This window comes from Rhizobium sp. CB2179 (assembly GCF_057653455.1).
The window spans coordinates 2586482-2602967 of sequence record NZ_CM172781.1; the positions used below are offsets into that span (position 1 = coordinate 2586482).

The 16486-nt window shown below is 60.9% G+C and carries 16 protein-coding genes; 9 read left to right on the plus strand and 7 right to left on the minus strand.

Annotated features, from left to right (window positions below; genetic code table 11):
• The first annotated feature begins 3 nt into the window (after window positions 1-3).
• From AC244Q_RS13000 to AC244Q_RS13010, 3 genes are all read left to right on the plus strand, one after another.
• On the plus strand, window positions 4-564 hold the full coding sequence (locus AC244Q_RS13000) for a slr1658 superfamily regulator (RefSeq protein WP_012758092.1): 561 nt from the start codon (window positions 4-6) through the stop codon (window positions 562-564).
• Window positions 565-571: 7 nt separating this feature from the next.
• Window positions 572-910: a slr1659 superfamily regulator gene (locus AC244Q_RS13005; RefSeq protein WP_113548059.1), complete on the plus strand. Its 339-nt coding sequence runs from the start codon at window positions 572-574 to the stop codon at window positions 908-910.
• Between the two features lie 568 nt (window positions 911-1478).
• Complete coding sequence (locus tag AC244Q_RS13010; RefSeq protein ID WP_113548058.1) at window positions 1479-2114, plus strand: hypothetical protein; 636 nt, start codon at window positions 1479-1481, stop codon at window positions 2112-2114.
• A gap of 383 nt (window positions 2115-2497) precedes the next feature.
• Here AC244Q_RS13010 and AC244Q_RS13015 read toward each other — a convergent pair whose 3' ends face one another.
• The 5 genes from AC244Q_RS13015 to AC244Q_RS13035 all read right to left on the minus strand — a co-directional run bounded on the left by AC244Q_RS13015 (window position 2498) and on the right by AC244Q_RS13035 (window position 8983).
• Complete coding sequence (locus AC244Q_RS13015; RefSeq protein ID WP_113548057.1) at window positions 2498-4630, minus strand: beta-galactosidase; 2133 nt, start codon at window positions 4628-4630, stop codon at window positions 2498-2500.
• A 17-nt stretch (window positions 4631-4647) separates the two neighbouring features.
• Window positions 4648-5793, minus strand: a complete 1146-nt coding sequence (locus tag AC244Q_RS13020; RefSeq protein ID WP_012758096.1) for an ABC transporter ATP-binding protein — start codon at window positions 5791-5793, stop codon at window positions 4648-4650.
• Between the two features lie 46 nt (window positions 5794-5839).
• Window positions 5840-6691, minus strand: coding sequence for a carbohydrate ABC transporter permease (locus tag AC244Q_RS13025; RefSeq protein ID WP_017994580.1), 852 nt, complete (start codon window positions 6689-6691; stop codon window positions 5840-5842).
• Window positions 6691-7575, minus strand: a complete 885-nt coding sequence (locus AC244Q_RS13030; protein ID WP_012758098.1) for a carbohydrate ABC transporter permease — start codon at window positions 7573-7575, stop codon at window positions 6691-6693. Before AC244Q_RS13030 ends, AC244Q_RS13025 begins: the two co-directional genes overlap by 1 nt.
• A gap of 133 nt (window positions 7576-7708) precedes the next feature.
• A complete protein-coding gene (locus AC244Q_RS13035) occupies window positions 7709-8983 on the minus strand; it encodes an ABC transporter substrate-binding protein (protein ID WP_128407661.1) in 1275 nt (424 codons plus the stop codon).
• A gap of 195 nt (window positions 8984-9178) precedes the next feature.
• On the opposite strand from AC244Q_RS13035, the gene AC244Q_RS13040 reads away from it, so the two are divergent.
• Both AC244Q_RS13040 and AC244Q_RS13045 read left to right on the plus strand, forming a co-directional pair.
• On the plus strand, window positions 9179-10396 hold the full coding sequence (locus tag AC244Q_RS13040; RefSeq protein ID WP_012758100.1) for an ROK family protein: 1218 nt from the start codon (window positions 9179-9181) through the stop codon (window positions 10394-10396).
• Between the two features lie 326 nt (window positions 10397-10722).
• Window positions 10723-11109 carry a cupin domain-containing protein gene (locus AC244Q_RS13045; RefSeq protein ID WP_012758101.1) on the plus strand — a complete coding sequence of 129 codons (387 nt, stop codon included), beginning with the start codon at window positions 10723-10725 and terminating at the stop codon, window positions 11107-11109.
• Window positions 11110-11254: 145 nt separating this feature from the next.
• On the opposite strand, the gene AC244Q_RS13050 is transcribed toward AC244Q_RS13045, so the two are convergent.
• Complete coding sequence (locus AC244Q_RS13050; protein ID WP_012758102.1) at window positions 11255-11836, minus strand: LOG family protein; 582 nt, start codon at window positions 11834-11836, stop codon at window positions 11255-11257.
• Between the two features lie 52 nt (window positions 11837-11888).
• Window positions 11889-12509 (minus strand): FMN-dependent NADH-azoreductase, encoded by a 621-nt coding sequence (locus AC244Q_RS13055; protein ID WP_012758103.1) that lies wholly within the window; start codon window positions 12507-12509, stop codon window positions 11889-11891.
• Window positions 12510-12716: 207 nt separating this feature from the next.
• Between AC244Q_RS13055 and pdxR the strand changes: the two genes are divergently transcribed.
• From pdxR to AC244Q_RS13075, 4 genes are all read left to right on the plus strand, one after another.
• Complete coding sequence (gene pdxR, locus AC244Q_RS13060) at window positions 12717-14141, plus strand: MocR-like pyridoxine biosynthesis transcription factor PdxR (RefSeq protein ID WP_128407662.1); 1425 nt, start codon at window positions 12717-12719, stop codon at window positions 14139-14141.
• A gap of 100 nt (window positions 14142-14241) precedes the next feature.
• Window positions 14242-14697, plus strand: a complete 456-nt coding sequence (locus AC244Q_RS13065; protein WP_128407663.1) for a carboxymuconolactone decarboxylase family protein — start codon at window positions 14242-14244, stop codon at window positions 14695-14697.
• A gap of 94 nt (window positions 14698-14791) precedes the next feature.
• Entirely contained in the window at window positions 14792-15112 is a 321-nt protein-coding gene (locus AC244Q_RS13070) for a DMT family transporter (RefSeq protein WP_017994584.1), read from the plus strand.
• A gap of 750 nt (window positions 15113-15862) precedes the next feature.
• On the plus strand, window positions 15863-16477 hold the full coding sequence (locus AC244Q_RS13075) for a 3'-5' exonuclease (protein WP_012758107.1): 615 nt from the start codon (window positions 15863-15865) through the stop codon (window positions 16475-16477).
• The last annotated feature ends 9 nt before the right edge of the window (window positions 16478-16486 follow it).

A 16486-nucleotide genomic window follows, 5' to 3' on the forward strand; every position in this document is an offset into this window, starting at 1 on the left:
GACATGACGCCAACGGTATATGGTATCGAATCTCTGGCGGGCATAAGCCTGGATTCAAGCACTCGCCTCAAGTTAAGCGACGGACCGCTTCAGCTTGGTTGGAAGCACTCCGGAATGACTTCGGACTTTATAGCGGAAGTCATGGCTCTGCGGTATTCACGTTCAAGGAAAGACTACGTGCAGGCGCATCATGACATCGGATATCTCAGCAATGAGTTGATCGAAAATGCCGTCAAGTTTCGACAGCCTGGGGAGATCCTCATTGAAGCCGGCATATTCGATGGTACTTTTTTAATAAGGGTGAAAAACACGATCGATGGCGTGACATCCTCTCGCTTTCAGCAACTGCTGCATCGCCTTCAATCGAGGGACCCCGGGGAACTTCTTATTGAGCAAATCGAAACCAATGCCATATCGGCAGAAAGCGGTTCGGGCTTGGGGTTGTTGACCCTTCTGAGCGATTACGATGCAAAAATGGCATGGGCATTCGAAGGGAAAGATAACCAGCGTATCATACTGACGACGACTGCAGCCGTGGCGATGCCGCCCTCCTCCAATCTGTGAGCGAAGAATGGAAATCAGCGACGAAAACTTCCGCGTATGGGCTGAGAAAAACGAGGTCTATTTCGATGGCGTATTCCGGCTGGCAGGACCGGACGCCTATGCCCCCATTTACTCGTTGATATCAGGCCTGCTCCATGAGGGGCACAAGCAGGTGACGTTCAACCTGACGGGTCTCGAGTTCCTCAATTCCTCCGGCATAAATCTCCTGGCCAAGCTGACGATTGAAGCCAGAAAGATGGGCGACCTCCTGCTCGTCGTCAAAGGCACCAGCCAATATCCTTGGCAAGCGAAATCGCTGCCGAATCTCAAGAAGTTACACCCGCGTCTCGATTTGCGCTTGGCGTGATTCTCTATCCAATGCCGTTCGACGCTCTCGTGAAACTCAGCGAGGCGTCCTGCATCAAGCCGACATGTTTTCGATAACGGACCTGCGGCTCCTGCACAAATCCTTAAATGGGAATTGATTGAGAACCGGATCGGCGAGCTGCTTCCAGTTATGCCAAGGTGTGGCCGAGATACCGCCTATCCGTTCGTCAACAGTTCGTACCACGACGGCCCGACTCAAAGCCGCACGGAAGCGCTCAAGGTTTACCTGAAGTGCAATGAGGGGGACCTGGACTGCCCGGTCCCGGGGGCAAATTAACATCTAGAATATCGAAATTGCGCCAGAGAGCCTCGGGTCCGACCGGACTAAACACCTAGGGAGAATTTCGCCCCGGTTCCTCGGTCTCCCGCCTTCCCGTTCCGTCGGCCGTTCCGACCAGGAATCGTTAAGTATATGAAGCCGTGTAGGACCATTGCCGGGAGCGGCATCGGACCTCGGTCCGATGTGCAACGCGCGATCACCGTCTAACCTCTCGTATCTGTTCAAGCCGTGCGTCTGTACGGCGCTTGATCCGACTTGGAGGAAAACAATGCGGATAGCAACCTTAGCGTCCTTGGCCACGCTCTCGCTGGCTCTTGCAGCAAGCCCGGCAACGATTGCCGGAATCGACATGACCGCACAGGCAAAGAGCGGTGGAAACGGTGGCGGCAACGGTGGGGGCAATGGCGGCGGTCACGGCGGCGGCAGTGGAAGCAGCGTCAACCATGGCAGCACCAGCCAGGGTAGCGGTTCAACCCATGGCAACTCCAAATCTCAAGGCGTGAAAGGCAAGTCCACCGAGGCGGCAAGCAAGTCCAAGTCCGTCAAGGCAGACGAGACGAAAGAAAAGAACCTGTCGGCGCAACTTGCGGGCCTGAACTCCTTGAAGCGAAACTACAAGGCGTTGATGCATACATCGGACCCACGCATGACGGCCATCGCGGCCTATGCCGTGGCTTATGCCCAGTATGAACTCGACAATGGAATCGAGCCCGCAGCCGATGACCCTCTGTTGGGAGATCAGGCGCTGGAGGACGCATTGGCTTCTGCCACGAAAACCGGTGACGTCAGTCCGGCGGTTCTGAGCCAGGCCAAAACCATCTTGGGGGTTGGCGACGCAAACGGGAAGATCGATCAAATCCGCACCTCTCTGGAGAACGCTGCGCCGGCGACATCAGACGAATAGCCGATAAATCAGTTGCGAGCGGTGTGGAGCCGACACGTATGGCTCCACACTAAGCTACGAAGAGCATTTCCGTTTTGTTTGAGTACGGAGATGCTCTTTTTTTATCAATTTCAGACGCAGAACCCTTTGCTCGAATTGCTCCAAGATGGCGGTCGATCACCCACCACCTCAAAGTCCCTGTGTCGTGATGAGCCTTCGAGCGTTCGGATAATTCGTTTCAGGTCTGCGGTCACGTTTTTCGTGTCTCGACAACGTCATCGCCGTCGACCGATCCCGTTTTCGGGCGATGGTGTCGCTGTATTGAGAACCATCTGTCGTTCGCGAACCCGCCTTGATCGGACAGAGGCCGGCCTGCGGCCCCTGCCTTGTACGTGAAAGCCGCCTCACTCAGCGAGCTCGATGATCGCGCAGCCGTAGCCTTCGAGATCGAGCCTACCGGCAACGGGCTTTTCGTCATCGAGGAGATCACGGCCAGTGGGAACGCCGCCGATGGCGGCCGGCCGGTCGGTGTAGTTCTGGATGAACAGCAACTGGCGGTCGTCATTCATCCGCATGGTCACCTCGACGCCCTCGGGAAGGTCGCCGATCAGCGGCTCGATGCCGACGGGCGCAAACAGCCGCTCGGCAAGCGCTGCCGTCAGATCCGGGGTGAGATAGGTGCCGACATAGACCACCTGCCCCTTGCCGAGCTTGCGCGACGTCGCCATCGGCTGGCCCTCGGCATAGCGGTTGGACCAGGCCGCAACCACCTCGACATCGCTTGCGATCGCCAGGTTTTCATAGAAATAGCCGCCGACCAGCTCGCGGTTGCCGATCTTGAAGCGGCGTTCGCGCCGATGTGATTCCGCCGGCTTGTTCGGCGGAATGACAAGCCCGCCCGAACGCTCCATCACATCGAAGAGCCCATTGGCGCCGGGGGCGGCAAGGCGGCCGAAATCCTCGACACGTACGCCTGTGAGCTGCGACAGCGAGGTGCCGGGCGCGGTCTCGCGGATGACGTGGTTGTCTTCGTTGCGCGTGCCGGTGCGCGCGCCGATGACGACGGTACCGCCCTGCTCGGCGAAGGATTTCAGCCTTTCAGTCCATTCGTCCTTCCACATCACCCAATGGGGCACATAGAGCAGCTTCAGCTTGGAAAGATCGTCCTCGGGATGAATGAAACCGCAGGCAATGCCGCGGTCGTAGCAATATTGGTGCAGCAGGATCGCATCGTCCTGTGGGCTCGGCAGGCCGATTGGGTAGGTCTTGTGGGCTTCCTGATTGTCGAAGTCGGATCCGGCGATGCCGACATCCATACGCACATAGGTGCCGAGGATCTTGGGCGCTAGCGCGGTCATCTCGGTGGCGAAGCGTTTCGCCTCGTCATAGCGATGGCGGGCGACGTCGTCGTGGTCGATGATGCCCATCCAATAGATCTCGGCGCCGAAGTGCGCGGGGCGCCAGCGGAAGAACATCAGACCGTCAGCGCCATGGGCGACAGAGGAAAGTGCCATGCGGCGCAGTTCGCCCGGCTCCGGCGTCAGCGTGCAGAAACCCGGCTGGCTGCCGAAGCCCGATTGCTGCTCGGGAACGATATAGTTGCCGGAAAAACCGCGGCAGATATCGAGATGCAGCGCCTGGACCTTGGCGTGGTTTCCGAGCCGCTGGAACTCGTCGTAGAGCATCGGGTAGATGTCGTAGCCGACGAAATCGAGATCGGTGGTGAACTGGCCGCGAAAGTCGATATCCCTGAGACCGCCGAGATTGTGGAAGACGAACCAGGAGGATTTGACGGCGCGCAGGATCTCCACTTGGTCGTGCTGAAAGCGCGCCGTCGAGAAGGCAAGGAAACGGTGATAATCCTGCAGATGGCCGGGGCTGGGGAAGGTCGGGCCAAACTCGATCGGCAGCACCACCTGGTCGAAGCTGTCATAGGCCGTCGCCCAGAAATCGCCACCCCACGCCGTGTTGAGCTTGCTGATCTCGTCATATCTGCCGGCAAGGAAGGCCTGGAATTCGGTGAGCGTCGCCTTGGAAAAGCTCTCCGGCATGCTGGTGTTCAGCTCGTTGTCGGTCTGCCAGCCGACGACAAACGGATTGTCGCGATAGTGCTCGGCCATCGCTTTGGTGATACGCCGGCTGTGCTCGCGAAAGACCGGGCTTGCCGTGTCGCAATGCTGGCGCGAGCCATGGCTCATTGGTCGGCCCTTGCCGTCGACCCTTAAGATCTCCGGATGCGCCACGGTCAGCCAGCGCGGCGGCGTTGCCGTCGGCGTGCACATGATCGTGTCGATGCCGTAGCGCCCGAGCATGGCGATGGCGCGGTCGAACAGATCGAAATCGAAGGTGCCGAGCTTCGGCTCGAGGATATGCCAGGCGAATTCGGCCATTCTGACCACGTTGAAGCCGGCCTTCGCCATGCGCTCGGCATCGCGCTGCCAGTAGCTTTCATCGACATGTTCGGGATAGTGCGGCGCGCCGACGAGAAAGCGGTCGGTCTTGACGGGGTTCCATACGGAGAGGGTCTTGTCGGACACTGTGGTCTTTCCTGTGTTTATCTGTCGAGCGTGGTCTTGCGGGTGCTGATCGTGCGTCCGCCGTCGGAAGAAAAGAGATAGAGTTCGCTGGCATCGAGCTTCAGCGCCACGTTCTGGTCGGCGGCAAAAGGCGCGACGTAGCTCAGCTGCACCGTTATGTTGCCGGTACCGCTTTCTGAGGCGATGGTCCTGAGATTGCCGGCATCGACATAGAGAATGGTTTCGCGCCCGAGATGTTCGACCAGTCGGACCTGACCGCTGATCGCTCCGCCCTGCGCTCCGTCGGCGACCATCGATATGTTTTCCGGTCTGACACCGAGCGTCAGGCTGGCGCCCTTCGCCAGCACCGTCGTCTCCGCCAGTTCCACCGTCACCGGCACGAGGCCCGGCGCCGAAACCGTGACATTGCGGTCGGACACTTCGTCGACGGTAACGCCGAGGAAGTTCATCCGCGGGGCGCCGAGAAAGCCCGCGACGAAGAGATTGTCAGGGTTGCGGTAGAGTTCGAGCGGTGAGCCGACCTGCTCGATTATCCCCTGGTTCAAGACGACGATCCGGCTCGCCATGGTCATGGCCTCGACCTGGTCGTGGGTGACGTAGACCATGGTGGCGCCGAGCTCGGCATGCAGGCTGCTGAGCTCGACACGCATCTGGGTTCGAAGTGCCGCATCGAGGTTCGACAGCGGCTCGTCGAACAGGAAGACGTCGGGCGAACGGGTGATGGCCCGGCCGATCGCCACGCGCTGCCGCTGCCCGCCGGAGAGCTGCTTCGGCCGCTTCTCCAACTGGTCGGTGATCCTCAGGATCTTGGCGGCGCGCGCTACCGCCGCCTCGATCTCGGCCTTCGGGCGCTTGGCCATGCGCAAACCGAAGCCCATGTTCTCCGCCACCGTCATATGCGGATAGAGCGCGTAGGACTGGAAGACCATGGCGATGCCGCGGTCCCCCGGCTCCTGTTTGCTGACGTCGCGGCCGTTGATCAGGATCTGGCCGGAGGAGATCTCCTCCAGGCCGGCGATCGTTTTCAAAAGCGTGGACTTGCCGCAGCCGGAGGGGCCGACCATGACGATGAACTCGCCTTGCGCTACGGAAAGATCGATGCCGCGCAGCGCGTGATAAGCGCCGTAATTCTTGTTGATCTGTCGGAGTTCGAGACTGGTCATGCGTCCTGGCTCTCTGCTGTTGAAACTTGGAGGTTGAGGAGATCGCTCATCCCTTCACCGCGCCCATCGTCAGGCCGGCGATGAAGTGCCGCTGCATCAGGAAGAACATGACGACGGGCGGCACGGCGACAACGATCGTGCCGGCTGAAATCAGGTTCCAGGCCGAGACCCACTCGCCGCGAAGATTGGCAAGGCCGGCGGTCACAGGCTTGACGGAGTCGCTGACGGTCAGCACCACGGCCCAGAAGTAATCGTTCCAGATGAAGGTGAAGATCAGGATGGCGAGTGCGGCAAGCGCCGGTCGCACCAGCGGGATCGCCACATGCCATAGGGTCTGGAAGGGAGACGCCCCCTCGGCTCGCGCCGCCTGGAACAGTTCATCGGGCAGTGCGGCGATGAAATTGCGCATGAACAGCGTCGCAAAGCCGGTTTGGAAGGCCACATGGAAGATGATCAGCGCCGCCGTCGTATCGATCAAATCGAGCCGGACCATCAGGTCGCGCACCGGGATCATCATGATTTGGTGCGGCAGGAAATTGCCGCCGACGAACAGCGCGAAGATCAGCATGTTGCCGGGAAAGCGGTAGCGCGACAGCACATAGCCGGCGAGCGTGGAGAGCACCAGCACGCCGATCACCGAGGGAATGGTGATCGTCAGGCTGTTAAGGAAGTAGCGGGCCATCGGCGTCTGCGTGAAGACATCAGCATAGTTGTCGATGACGCCGATCCCGGTCGGCCATCCCCATAGATTGCCGCCCATCACATCCTCGGTCGAGCGGAACGAAGTGAGGATGATCGCAAACAGCGGGCAGAGCCAGAGCAGGAGGACGATGACGACGGCGAGCACGTAGAGACGGCGCTGCCAGATGGCGACATCGGGAATGGGACGAGGATACATCAGCCTCCCCTTTCTTCGGTATGGATGATGCGGCTGAGGTACCAGACGATGAAGGCGGCCATGATCACGAACAGCACCGAGGCGATTGCCGCGCCGTAGCCGAAGCGGTAGGAGAAGATTGACTGTTCGAACATCTGGTAGGCGAGAACCGAGGACGAACCGAACGGGCCGCCGTTTGTCATCACCGACACCATGTCGAAGGAGCGAAGCGCCCCGACGACGGTGACGGCAATGGCGATGAAGGTGACCTGGGTCAGTTGCGGCAGCACGATGTGCCACAACATGTTCCAGCCCCGTGCCCCGTCGACGCGCCCGGCACCGATCAGCTCTTCGCTCAAATTGTTGAGACCGGCGAGATAAAGCACCATGCAGAAGGTGATCTGCGGCCAGAGTGCTGCAATCACGATGGCGAAAGTGACGAAATGCTCGTCGGAGAGAACCGCCGGCGCCGTCGCCCCGAACGCCCTGAAGATCAGTGCGAGCAACCCGAACTCCGGCGTATAGACCCATGTGAAGACGACGCCGACCGTCACCGAGGCAAGCACCAGCGGAATGAAGAACAGCGACTTCAGGAAGCGCATGCCGCGGATTTTCTGGTTGACCAGCAGCGCGATGGCGAGCCCGAGAGGTGGTGCCGCCATGAACATCACCAGCCAGATCAAGTTGTTTTTCAGCGACACGTAGAATTGCGGATCGTTATAAAGTTCGACGTAATTGCCGAAGCCGATCCACACCATCGGGCCGAAGCCATCCCAGTCGTGCAGGCTGATCCAGAGGCTCCTGACCGCCGACAGCAGGATGACCGTGAAGAACAGCACGATCGCGGGCGCGATGAGCAAAGTCGGGGTGAGCCACCAACGCTGGCGGCGCCATAACATCAACATCTCAAGAACCTCATTAATACAGGAGCAGACTCATGCGTGCTCCGGGAGCAGAGGCGCACCTCCCCCAAGGGGTGGAGGCATACAGCCTCCACCCCTTGGAAGCAGCGGTTCGCCGCCGCCCCTGGGAGAGCTGCTAGATCTTGTAGATGCGCTTGCGCGTGCCCTCGAGGCGCGTCAGGATGGCCTTGCGCCGGTCGGGTTTGGCCATGAACTCCTGGAAGCCGACGAGGCCGGCCTGCGCCATATCGGGATCGCTGTCGCGGTCGTAATATTGCGACGTGCCCTGCACCGTCTTCATCGTCTCGACAGCGACGTTGACCAGCGGGTCCTTGCTTGGCGGCAGGTCGTGGCGCGGCGGCACATTGCCGCCCGGCTCCAGATAGGCCGCCAGATTCTCCGGCTTGTAGAAATAGGCGAGGAATTCGCGCGCGCCCTGCTTGTTCTTGGCCTTGGCGGGAATGTGGATCGAGTTGACCGAGAATTCCTCGTAGTGGCCGACCTTGGCGTCGAGCACCGGGAAGGTCGCGTAAGAGAGCTGTGGCAGATCTTCGGCGGTGAAAGCCGAGCGCAGGAAAGCGCCGAGGTTCATCATGCCGGCTTTCTTCTGCGCCAGCAGCGCTGCAGCCTCCTGCCAGCCGAAGGACGTATGGTTCTCCGTGAAGAACCCCTTCGAAATCATCGCCTCCCACTGGTCGAAAACCGCTGTCAGCGAGGGATCGAGATAGCTCATCTCGCCGTTCATCAGCGCCATATGCTTGTCGAGGCCGTTGATGCGAAGATTCATCTGGTCGAACCAGCCGGCCGCCGGCCATAATTCCTTGGTGCCGATCGCGACCGGCGTGATGCCCGCGGCCTTGCACTTGTCGCCATAGGCCATGAACTCTTCGGCCGTCTTCGGCACGGTCAGGCCATGCTGCTCGAACACATCCTTGCGATAGAACATGCCCCAGAGCGTGCCGCCGGTGGGGAGGCCGTACTGCTTGCCGTCTTCGGTGACGGCCCCTGCCGTCGCGCCGAGCACGTCCTTATATTTCTCTTTCTCGAAAAGGTCGGAGATATCGTCGAAGAGGCCGCGCTTGACGAAGGCGCGCATGCGGTTGCCCGAAAACCAGGAGCAGATGTCGGGCGCGCCGGCGACGAGATAGTTGCGAATGGCCGTCTTGTGGGCCTCGTGGTCCATATTGTTGATGACGACGTTGACGCCGGCTTCCTTGCTGAAGCCCGCGGCAATCGCCTTCAGCGCATCGAGTGCGGCACCATTGTTTTCGGCGGAGATCATCGTGACCTCCTGGGCCTGCGCGATCGCCGGGATCGGAAAGCTGCCGGTGACCGCTGCGGCGGAAACCAGCCCCGCGCCTTTCAGGAAGCGTCTGCGGGTGGTCGACGGAAATTGCTTCAAAAATGTCATTGAATTCCTCCCAGTTGATCGATCAACATCTCCCGACCGTCGCCTCCTCCATGAAACGACCGACCAGGCATTCAACGCTACGATCCGCTCGGCGATTCCAGCGATAATCCGCTTGGCTGAGTTGATCCGCGGCCGAACTTATGCATAGATCTTTGCAGCTCGCAATAATTAATTTACAAAATTAAGGAATGCATCGTGAAGTTAAAAGGCGACCAGACCACGGCGAGAGCCATGAACCGACGCCTCATCCTCAATCTTCTCCGGCGCGAGGGGCCAAGGAGCCGTGCCGACATCGCGACGGTGATCGGTTTAAGTCCTGCCGCCGTCACCTTCGTCGTCGCCGACCTTCTGGAGGAAGGCATCGTCATCGAAGGGAAGACCGTGCCCGGCCTCACCGGCCGCCGCCCGATCCCGGTGGACATCAACTACGAGCACGCGCTCGCCGTCGGCTTCAAGCTGATGGTCGATTCGGTGGAGTGCGTGGCAACCGACCTCGCCACCAACCCCGTCGCCGCCATGCGGGTAAGCCTCGGCGGCCACGATCCTGACAAGGTTGCCGACCTGCTGGCGAGCACCGTGCCCGAACTGGTGAAGCTCGCCGGCCGGCCGAACGCGAAACTCGCCGGCATCGGCATCTCCATGCCCGGCGTCATCAACCACGAACAGACGGCCTGCGTGCGCAGCTACCGCTTCAAGTGGGACAATGTCCCCCTCGCCTCGCTGGTCGCCAGCCGCGTCCATGTCCCGGTCTGGCTGGAGGACGACACCAACGCTTATGCCATCGCGCAGCAGCTCTTCGGGCTCGGCCGCCAGCATCGCAACATGGCGGTTCTCGCCGTCGGCGTCGGCATCAGCTGCGCACTCGTCATCGACGGCAAGCTCTACCGCGGCGCAAACGGCGCGGCCGGCAAGTTCGGCCACACGCTCTACGAGGAGAATGGCCGGCTCTGCGAATGCGGCAAGCGCGGCTGTCTGATGGCCTATCACTCCGAAATCTCAATGCTCCGGCGCTGGCGGGAAGCGACCGGCCGCGAGGAACTGGGACTGCCGGAATTGTCGGCTGCGCTCGCATCAGGCGATACCACCGCCCTCGCCCTCGTCGCCGATTCCGGCCGCGGCATCGGCACCGCCCTTGCCAATCTCGTCAACATTACCGATCCCGAAGTCATCGTCGCCGGTGGCGAAGCCGTCTCCCTCGGCGACCCTTTCCTGACACCGCTGCGCGAAGCGCTTTCCGCCCGGACCTTCCGGACTGCGCCTCCCCTCCTGCCCGATTGGGAGGACAATTCCTGGGCCCGGGGCGCCGCCGCCCTTGTCACTCAGAAAATATTCGACTTCGAATCCTCCGGCGGCATTACGGACATCGCCAGTCTCGTCGGCGTCAGAACCGCGGGCTCATCATCGGCGGCCTAATTCAGTCAATGGCGTCACTCACGTTTCCTCATTCCTGTGCTTGTCACAGGAACCCAGCCACGGCGCGTCCGCGCCGTGATTGACGCTGCAAGAAAAATTTCCCACGCCCAGGGACCTGAGCATACTGGATCTCTGTGACGAGCACAGAGATGAGGGAGATTGGGTTGGCGGTCTCGCCAACCCCGCGCCGCCCTCCAAATAGGCGTGCCGCAGATACACTGGCTTACAAAAATGCGAGTTTGCCGACACATCTCTGGTTCAATGATCGACTTAAATCCCGATACGGCCAACCGGTCGGAAATGGTCAATTCAGGAAGGATGACGACATGAAAATGATCCAGGCTATCGCGCTCGCCCTTGTTCTCGGCGGCGCAGCCGCAGCACACGCAGAACAGCCGCTGCAGCGCACCGATCTCATCAAGAACGATATCGATGTGCCCGGCCACGAGGCCGTCCAGGTTCGCGTCGATTTCGCGCCGGGCGTTCTCGCACCCAATCATTCGCATCCCGGCGAGGAGATCGCCTTCGTCATCGAGGGAACGCTGGAATACCAGCTCGAAGGCAGCCAGCCGGTTACCCTTAAGGCCGGCCAATCACTGTTCATTCCGTCGGGCGTCGTTCACTCGGCGAAGAACATCGGCAGCGGCAAGGCGTCGGAGCTGGCAACCTACATCGTCCGCAAAGGGGCGCCGCTCGTCGTGCCTGCCAAGTGAACACTTCGTAGAACCCCTCGCCGGATCGGGAGCAGCCCGCTGCAAGAAGCGCTGCCCCCGAACCTTCATCGCGGCTCGCTGCGGCGTACCTGTCGCACTTGCCCAACAACACCAATAACCGGCCGGCGGCATTGTCGGATGGAAGCTATAGCCATTTCGGCACCTCGACGCGCGTATAGCTGCGCAGCTTGTCGATCAGGGCGCTCGCATCCGTGTCGACAGAGATCGAGTGCCTGTGCGCGGCCGGCAGGAACCTCGTCTCGACCATATGGTCGATGAAGCCGAGGAAGGCGTCGAAGAAACCGGCGGAGTTGAGCAGCCCCACGGGTTTGTCGATCTCCGAGAGCTGGTTCATGGTCCAGACCTCCATCAATTCCTCGATCGTGCCGATGCCGCCCGGCAGCGCGATGAAGGCATCGGAAAGCTCGACCATGCGTTCCTTGCGGCTGCGCAGCGTCTCGACGATCTCATGCCTGGTCAGGCCGGCATGCGATTGGCCGCGCTGATGCAGGCTTTCGGTAATGACGCCATGCACGCTGCCGCCGGCTTCCAGGGCGGCGTCGGCGACGACGCCCATCAGGCCCTTGACCGTTCCGCCATAGATGATGGTTATCCCCGCCTCCCCCAGCGCCCCGCCGAGGGCGCGGGCACCGTCGGCAAAGGCCTCCGAAGCGCCGAAATTGGAGCCGCAGAACACTGCGACGGACTTGATTGAACGTATCGTCATCTGAGCCTTCTATCTCCTCACAAGCATTTGCATACACCTAGTCGATTCCGAGCTACGAGTGAGCGTAAAGCGAAGAAAAATGCTCCTCCAGCGCGCGATGTGTGCCGATCCTGGTTTCCGCAGCGGCATGGGAGCCGGCGCCTGTCCCCTGCACCGAGAAGAAGATCAGGTCCTGCAGCCCGATCGTGGCGAGGATGGCTTTCAAATAAGGCGTCAGGAAATCCGGCTGGCGGGCGCGCTCCCCGGAAAACCGCCCGCCCGAGGCGATCGCGATAAAGACGGGGCGGTCGCGTAGCGTGCCTACCTTTCCGGCCGGGCCGATCGTGAAGGTTCGCCGCGCCCGCACGACATGATCGATCCAGGCCTTCAGCGCCGAGGGGACGGTCAGATTGTGCATCGGCGTTCCGATGACCACGAAGTCCGCAGCCTCCAGCTCGCGGATCAGCTCTTCGGACAGGGCCATCGAGCCCTCGCGCGAGACATCCGCCGCCGATGCCTGGGAGATCGCATAGGCCGCGTCGACATGGGCGATCGTGCCATTGCCGATCACCCTCTCGACGACGGTCGCCCCCGGCTCCCTCCGCAGGAGGAAGCCGATAATCGCTTGGGAGAGCCTGTAGCTCTCGGCCGCCTGCCCGCGCGGACTGCAGCACACATGTAGGATTGTCTTCATTGACCTACTCCGAAGTTCTGTCCAAATCCTTTCGCCGCGTTGAAAGAGCGCGATCCGATTTGAAGCGTGGAAGTGGCAATGGTTTTACGAATCTTATGGTCCATCCCAAAGATCCATGAAGGAAGTTTACAACTGGGCCATGATTGCCCTGGCCGAACCGTCATGCCATCATCACCTGCCCATCCATATAAAAAAGGTTGACGAGCCATGACCGGCGCAAGGCCTGGCAATATCCCGCCGCTCGATCCAGCGGCGGCCACGCCGTTTTACCGGCAGATCTACGATCGCTTCCGCGGCGCCATCGCCAGCGGTGTGCTGAAGCCGGGCGACCGGATACCATCGGCACGAGCGCTGACCAAGGAGTTGGGTCTCGCCCGGGGCACCATCGAGGCCGCCTATTCCCTGCTTGCCGCCGAGGGTTATATCCAGGCCCGCGGCCAGGCCGGAACCATCGTCACGCCGGATCTCAAACCGCAAATGCCGGTGTCGAAACCCATCCTGTCGGCCGAGAGCAGCGGCATCGTGCCGACGAGTTTCCGTCCCGACTCGAGCCTGCCCTTCCAGATGGGCCTGCCCGCACTCGATACCTTTCCCCGCAAGATCTGGGCGCGGCTCGGCGCGCGTTGCGTCCGCGCCATGCAGCCGGCTGACATGGTTCACCCTGCCGTTTCCGGCCTGCCGGCCCTTCGCGCCGAGATCGCCGCATACCTGCAGGTCTCGCGCGGCATCTGTTGTTCGCCGTCTCAGGTGTTCGTCACCTCAGGTTATCGCCACACCATCGCGCTGATCGTGCATACCTTGCTGAAGGCTGGCGATCGGGTCTGGCTTGAAAACCCGGGATATCCGCCGACCCGGGAGCTGTTCCGGCATATGCAGATCGCGACCGTGCCCGTGCCGGTCGATCGCGACGGTTTGGTCGTCTCCGACGGCATCAGGCAGGCGCCTGGGGCCAGTGCGGCGGTGGTGACGCCGGCGCACCAGAGCCCGCTCTGCGTCTCGCTCTCCCTGCCGCGGCGCCAGGCGCTGCTGGACTGGGCTGCCGGCAACGACGCCTGGATCATCGAGGACGATTACGACGGCGAATACCGCTATGTCAGCCGTCCCCTGCCGGCCTTGCAGAGCCTGGATCGAGAGGGCCGCGTGCTCTATGCCGGCACCTTCAGCAAGGTGCTGTTTCCAAGCCTCCGGCTTGCCTATCTGATCGCGCCGGAAGCTGAGGTGGCGCGGTTCGAAGAGATGACCGAGGCGATGGCCGCCGGCAGTCCCGAGCTGACGCAGGCAGTCGTCACCGCCTTCATCACCGAGGGCCACTTCGCCAGGCATATCCAGCGCATGCGCAGGCTCTATGCCGAGCGCCGCGAGATGACGGCGGCAGGCCTGGAAAGCGTGCTCGCCGGCCATGTCAGCATCGATTCACAGCCCGGCGGCATGCACCTGATCCTGCGGCTGTTAGGCGAGCGTTCGGACCGCGAGCTCGTGGCCCTTATGCGCAGAGAAGGCCTCTATGCGGAAGCACTGACCGACTGGATGATCGAGGGCGAAGCCGCCCCGGCCCTGCTTCTCAACTTCACCAATATCGACTCTCAGCGCACCGCCGAAACACTGGCAAGGCGGATTTTAAAACTGCTGTGACCCGATGTCATGGCCTAATGCAGAATGCCGTTCATGGACCTTCTGATATAGGCCAAGATGCACGACGATGAAGTCCTTCAATCAGAAAGGAACAATCGTCATGAGCAACCGCATCGACTACGCAAAGGCTTCTCCCGAGGGATACCGGGCTTTCGGCGGCGTCTACGTCGCCATCCAGAAAAGCGGCCTGCCGAAGGAACTGGTCGATCTCGCCTATCTCCGGGTGTCTGAGATCAACGGCTGCGCCTTCTGCATCGACATGCACTCCCGCGATCTGCTGAAATCAGGCCTGACGGTGGAGAAGCTGGTATTGGTCGCGGTCTGGCGCGATGCCGGCAACCTGTTCAGCCCCCGCGAACGCGCAGCCCTTGCCTGGGCGGAAACGGTCACGCGCGTCTCCGAAACCGGTATTCCCGATGCGGATTATTCCGCCGCTGCCGCCGAATTCGACGACAAGGAACTTGCCGATCTCACCTATGCGATCGGCCTGATGAACGCCTTCAACCGCTTCGGCATCGCCTTCCGCTCGACACCGGCGGCTGTCGCCAAGGCCTGAAGCTGTCAGGCGGGCCTCACATATGCGGGCGCCTGCTCCCCTCAGAATAAAGCTCGCCGGCCGCAAGGTTCGGCCCATCAAGGGATTCACAACTATGGCTTGGGCGCTCCTCGGCATCGCCGGCATCCTCGAAATCGGATTCGCCTTCTTCATGAAGTCATCGCTAGGCTTTACCCGGCTGATCCCCACTTTGCTGACCGTCGTAACCGGCCTGTCGAGCGTCTTTCTCCTGTCGATGTCGCTCCGCACGCTGCCTGTCGGCACCGGCTACGCGGTTTGGACCGGCATCGGCGCGGCCGGCACTGCGATCCTCGGCATGGTCGCGCTGGGCGACGCCGCTTCACCGATGCGGCTCTTCTGCATCGCTCTCATCCTGGCTGGCGTGATCGGCCTCAGGCTGGTTTCGGGCAGCTGATCGTCGTGCCGGGTCGAAACCGATCCGAGCGGGCGCGATATCGTTTAGGGACCGCCGTCGCAAGCTTTAGCTCTTGCTGCATCATCGAAGATGTAGCTTCCGGACGTTTGGTCCGAGCAGTGGTCGATTTGGTCGTTTGCGATGAACCCCGACCACACGATGAGGCCGAGACCGGCGACAAAGACCAGTCCTGCCGCGCCTCGAGAACCCGTCGCTCCATCCCGCCTGACACTTTCGCTCACTCTTCCACCGTCCCGACCCGCCAGGCGTCGGTAGCGGCCCTTGCCTTGTTCTTGCGGCTTGCGCTGGTCAATGTCAATTCGCCGCCGGCACCGGGCAGTTCCTGTTGCAGGGTGCCACCTACGACAGCACTGCACTTGCCGCCTCGGCCAAAGTCCCGTCATTTGCATAGTCAGGCTGGTTGGATAAACTCCACGCTCGGGACCACTATCCAGGAGGGACAGTTCGTGATTTGGCTGATCGTGTTGCCCTTCGCAGGAGTCTTTATCGCCGCCTTGATCATGAAGCGAGGGATCAGACTTTGGATATCCATCGCAATCGCGAGCTTAGCAATATTGGTTGGGGCGACCTGCCTACACACCTTCGCCGTCGAGCCTAGCTGTCGGATTGATGAACAGGAGTGTCTGGGAGCGACGGCGATTGCGTGGCTCATAGCCTTTATTTGGAGTGCTCCATGTGTTGGATTCCTCCTTAAGCTTATCGGCCAAATTCGTGAGGGTAACGTCGACGATGAAGACCGCCATCATATTCGACTGTGAATTTCTTTGCCTGGAAGGCTCGCAACGCAGATTTTGGTGCGCGGCCCACGATCCCGATCCTATCATTGCGCAGATCGGAGCCGTCAAGCTTGGCCTCGAGGGCGAGTTTCCGATCCTCGATACGTATAAATCCTATGTTCGGCCCATCGATCGTTTCGGCAAGCGGTATCCGCTCGGTCCCTATTTCACCAATCTGACCGGCATCACCGAAGAGGATATCGACACCCATGGCGTGGTCTTGGAGGATGCCCTTTCCGGCGTCGACAGCTTCTCGGGCGGCGCCCGGTTTTGGTCGTGGGGCAAGGACGAGCTGAACATGTTGGCCATCAGCTGCTATGTCGCAGGCATTCAGCCCTCCATCCCGGCTCGCCGCTTCGACAACGCCGTCAAGCTTCTCGTCGCTGCGGGCATGCCGATCGAGGATTTGGCAAAGACGCCCAGCAACAAGCTGGCCGACTATTACCAGGTCGAACATCCTCCATTGCGGGGACATGACGGGCTCGACGACGCTCTGTCGATATCATACGCGCTGCAGCATCTGATGAAGATTGGAAAATTGCAGCCCGAGGTTCTCGATCAAATCTGAGGACAGAGA

What these genes read in the sequence shown, in the direction of transcription:
- AC244Q_RS13000 (WP_012758092.1), top strand. Translation starts at nt 4, where the DNA reads ATGACGCCAACGGTATATGGTATCGAATCTCTGGCGGGCATAAGCCTG.
- pdxR (WP_128407662.1), top strand. Translation starts at nt 12,717, where the DNA reads ATGACCGGCGCAAGGCCTGGCAATATCCCGCCGCTCGATCCAGCGGCG.
- AC244Q_RS13025 (WP_017994580.1), bottom strand. Translation starts at nt 6,691, where the DNA reads ATGTATCCTCGTCCCATTCCCGATGTCGCCATCTGGCAGCGCCGTCTC.
- AC244Q_RS13030 (WP_012758098.1), bottom strand. Translation starts at nt 7,575, where the DNA reads ATGTTGATGTTATGGCGCCGCCAGCGTTGGTGGCTCACCCCGACTTTG.
- AC244Q_RS13005 (WP_113548059.1), top strand. Translation starts at nt 572, where the DNA reads ATGGAAATCAGCGACGAAAACTTCCGCGTATGGGCTGAGAAAAACGAG.
- AC244Q_RS13050 (WP_012758102.1), bottom strand. Translation starts at nt 11,836, where the DNA reads ATGACGATACGTTCAATCAAGTCCGTCGCAGTGTTCTGCGGCTCCAAT.
- AC244Q_RS13035 (WP_128407661.1), bottom strand. Translation starts at nt 8,983, where the DNA reads ATGACATTTTTGAAGCAATTTCCGTCGACCACCCGCAGACGCTTCCTG.
- AC244Q_RS13070 (WP_017994584.1), top strand. Translation starts at nt 14,792, where the DNA reads ATGGCTTGGGCGCTCCTCGGCATCGCCGGCATCCTCGAAATCGGATTC.
- AC244Q_RS13055 (WP_012758103.1), bottom strand. Translation starts at nt 12,509, where the DNA reads ATGAAGACAATCCTACATGTGTGCTGCAGTCCGCGCGGGCAGGCGGCC.
- AC244Q_RS13010 (WP_113548058.1), top strand. Translation starts at nt 1,479, where the DNA reads ATGCGGATAGCAACCTTAGCGTCCTTGGCCACGCTCTCGCTGGCTCTT.
- AC244Q_RS13020 (WP_012758096.1), bottom strand. Translation starts at nt 5,793, where the DNA reads ATGACCAGTCTCGAACTCCGACAGATCAACAAGAATTACGGCGCTTAT.
- AC244Q_RS13045 (WP_012758101.1), top strand. Translation starts at nt 10,723, where the DNA reads ATGAAAATGATCCAGGCTATCGCGCTCGCCCTTGTTCTCGGCGGCGCA.
- AC244Q_RS13065 (WP_128407663.1), top strand. Translation starts at nt 14,242, where the DNA reads ATGAGCAACCGCATCGACTACGCAAAGGCTTCTCCCGAGGGATACCGG.
- AC244Q_RS13075 (WP_012758107.1), top strand. Translation starts at nt 15,863, where the DNA reads ATGAAGACCGCCATCATATTCGACTGTGAATTTCTTTGCCTGGAAGGC.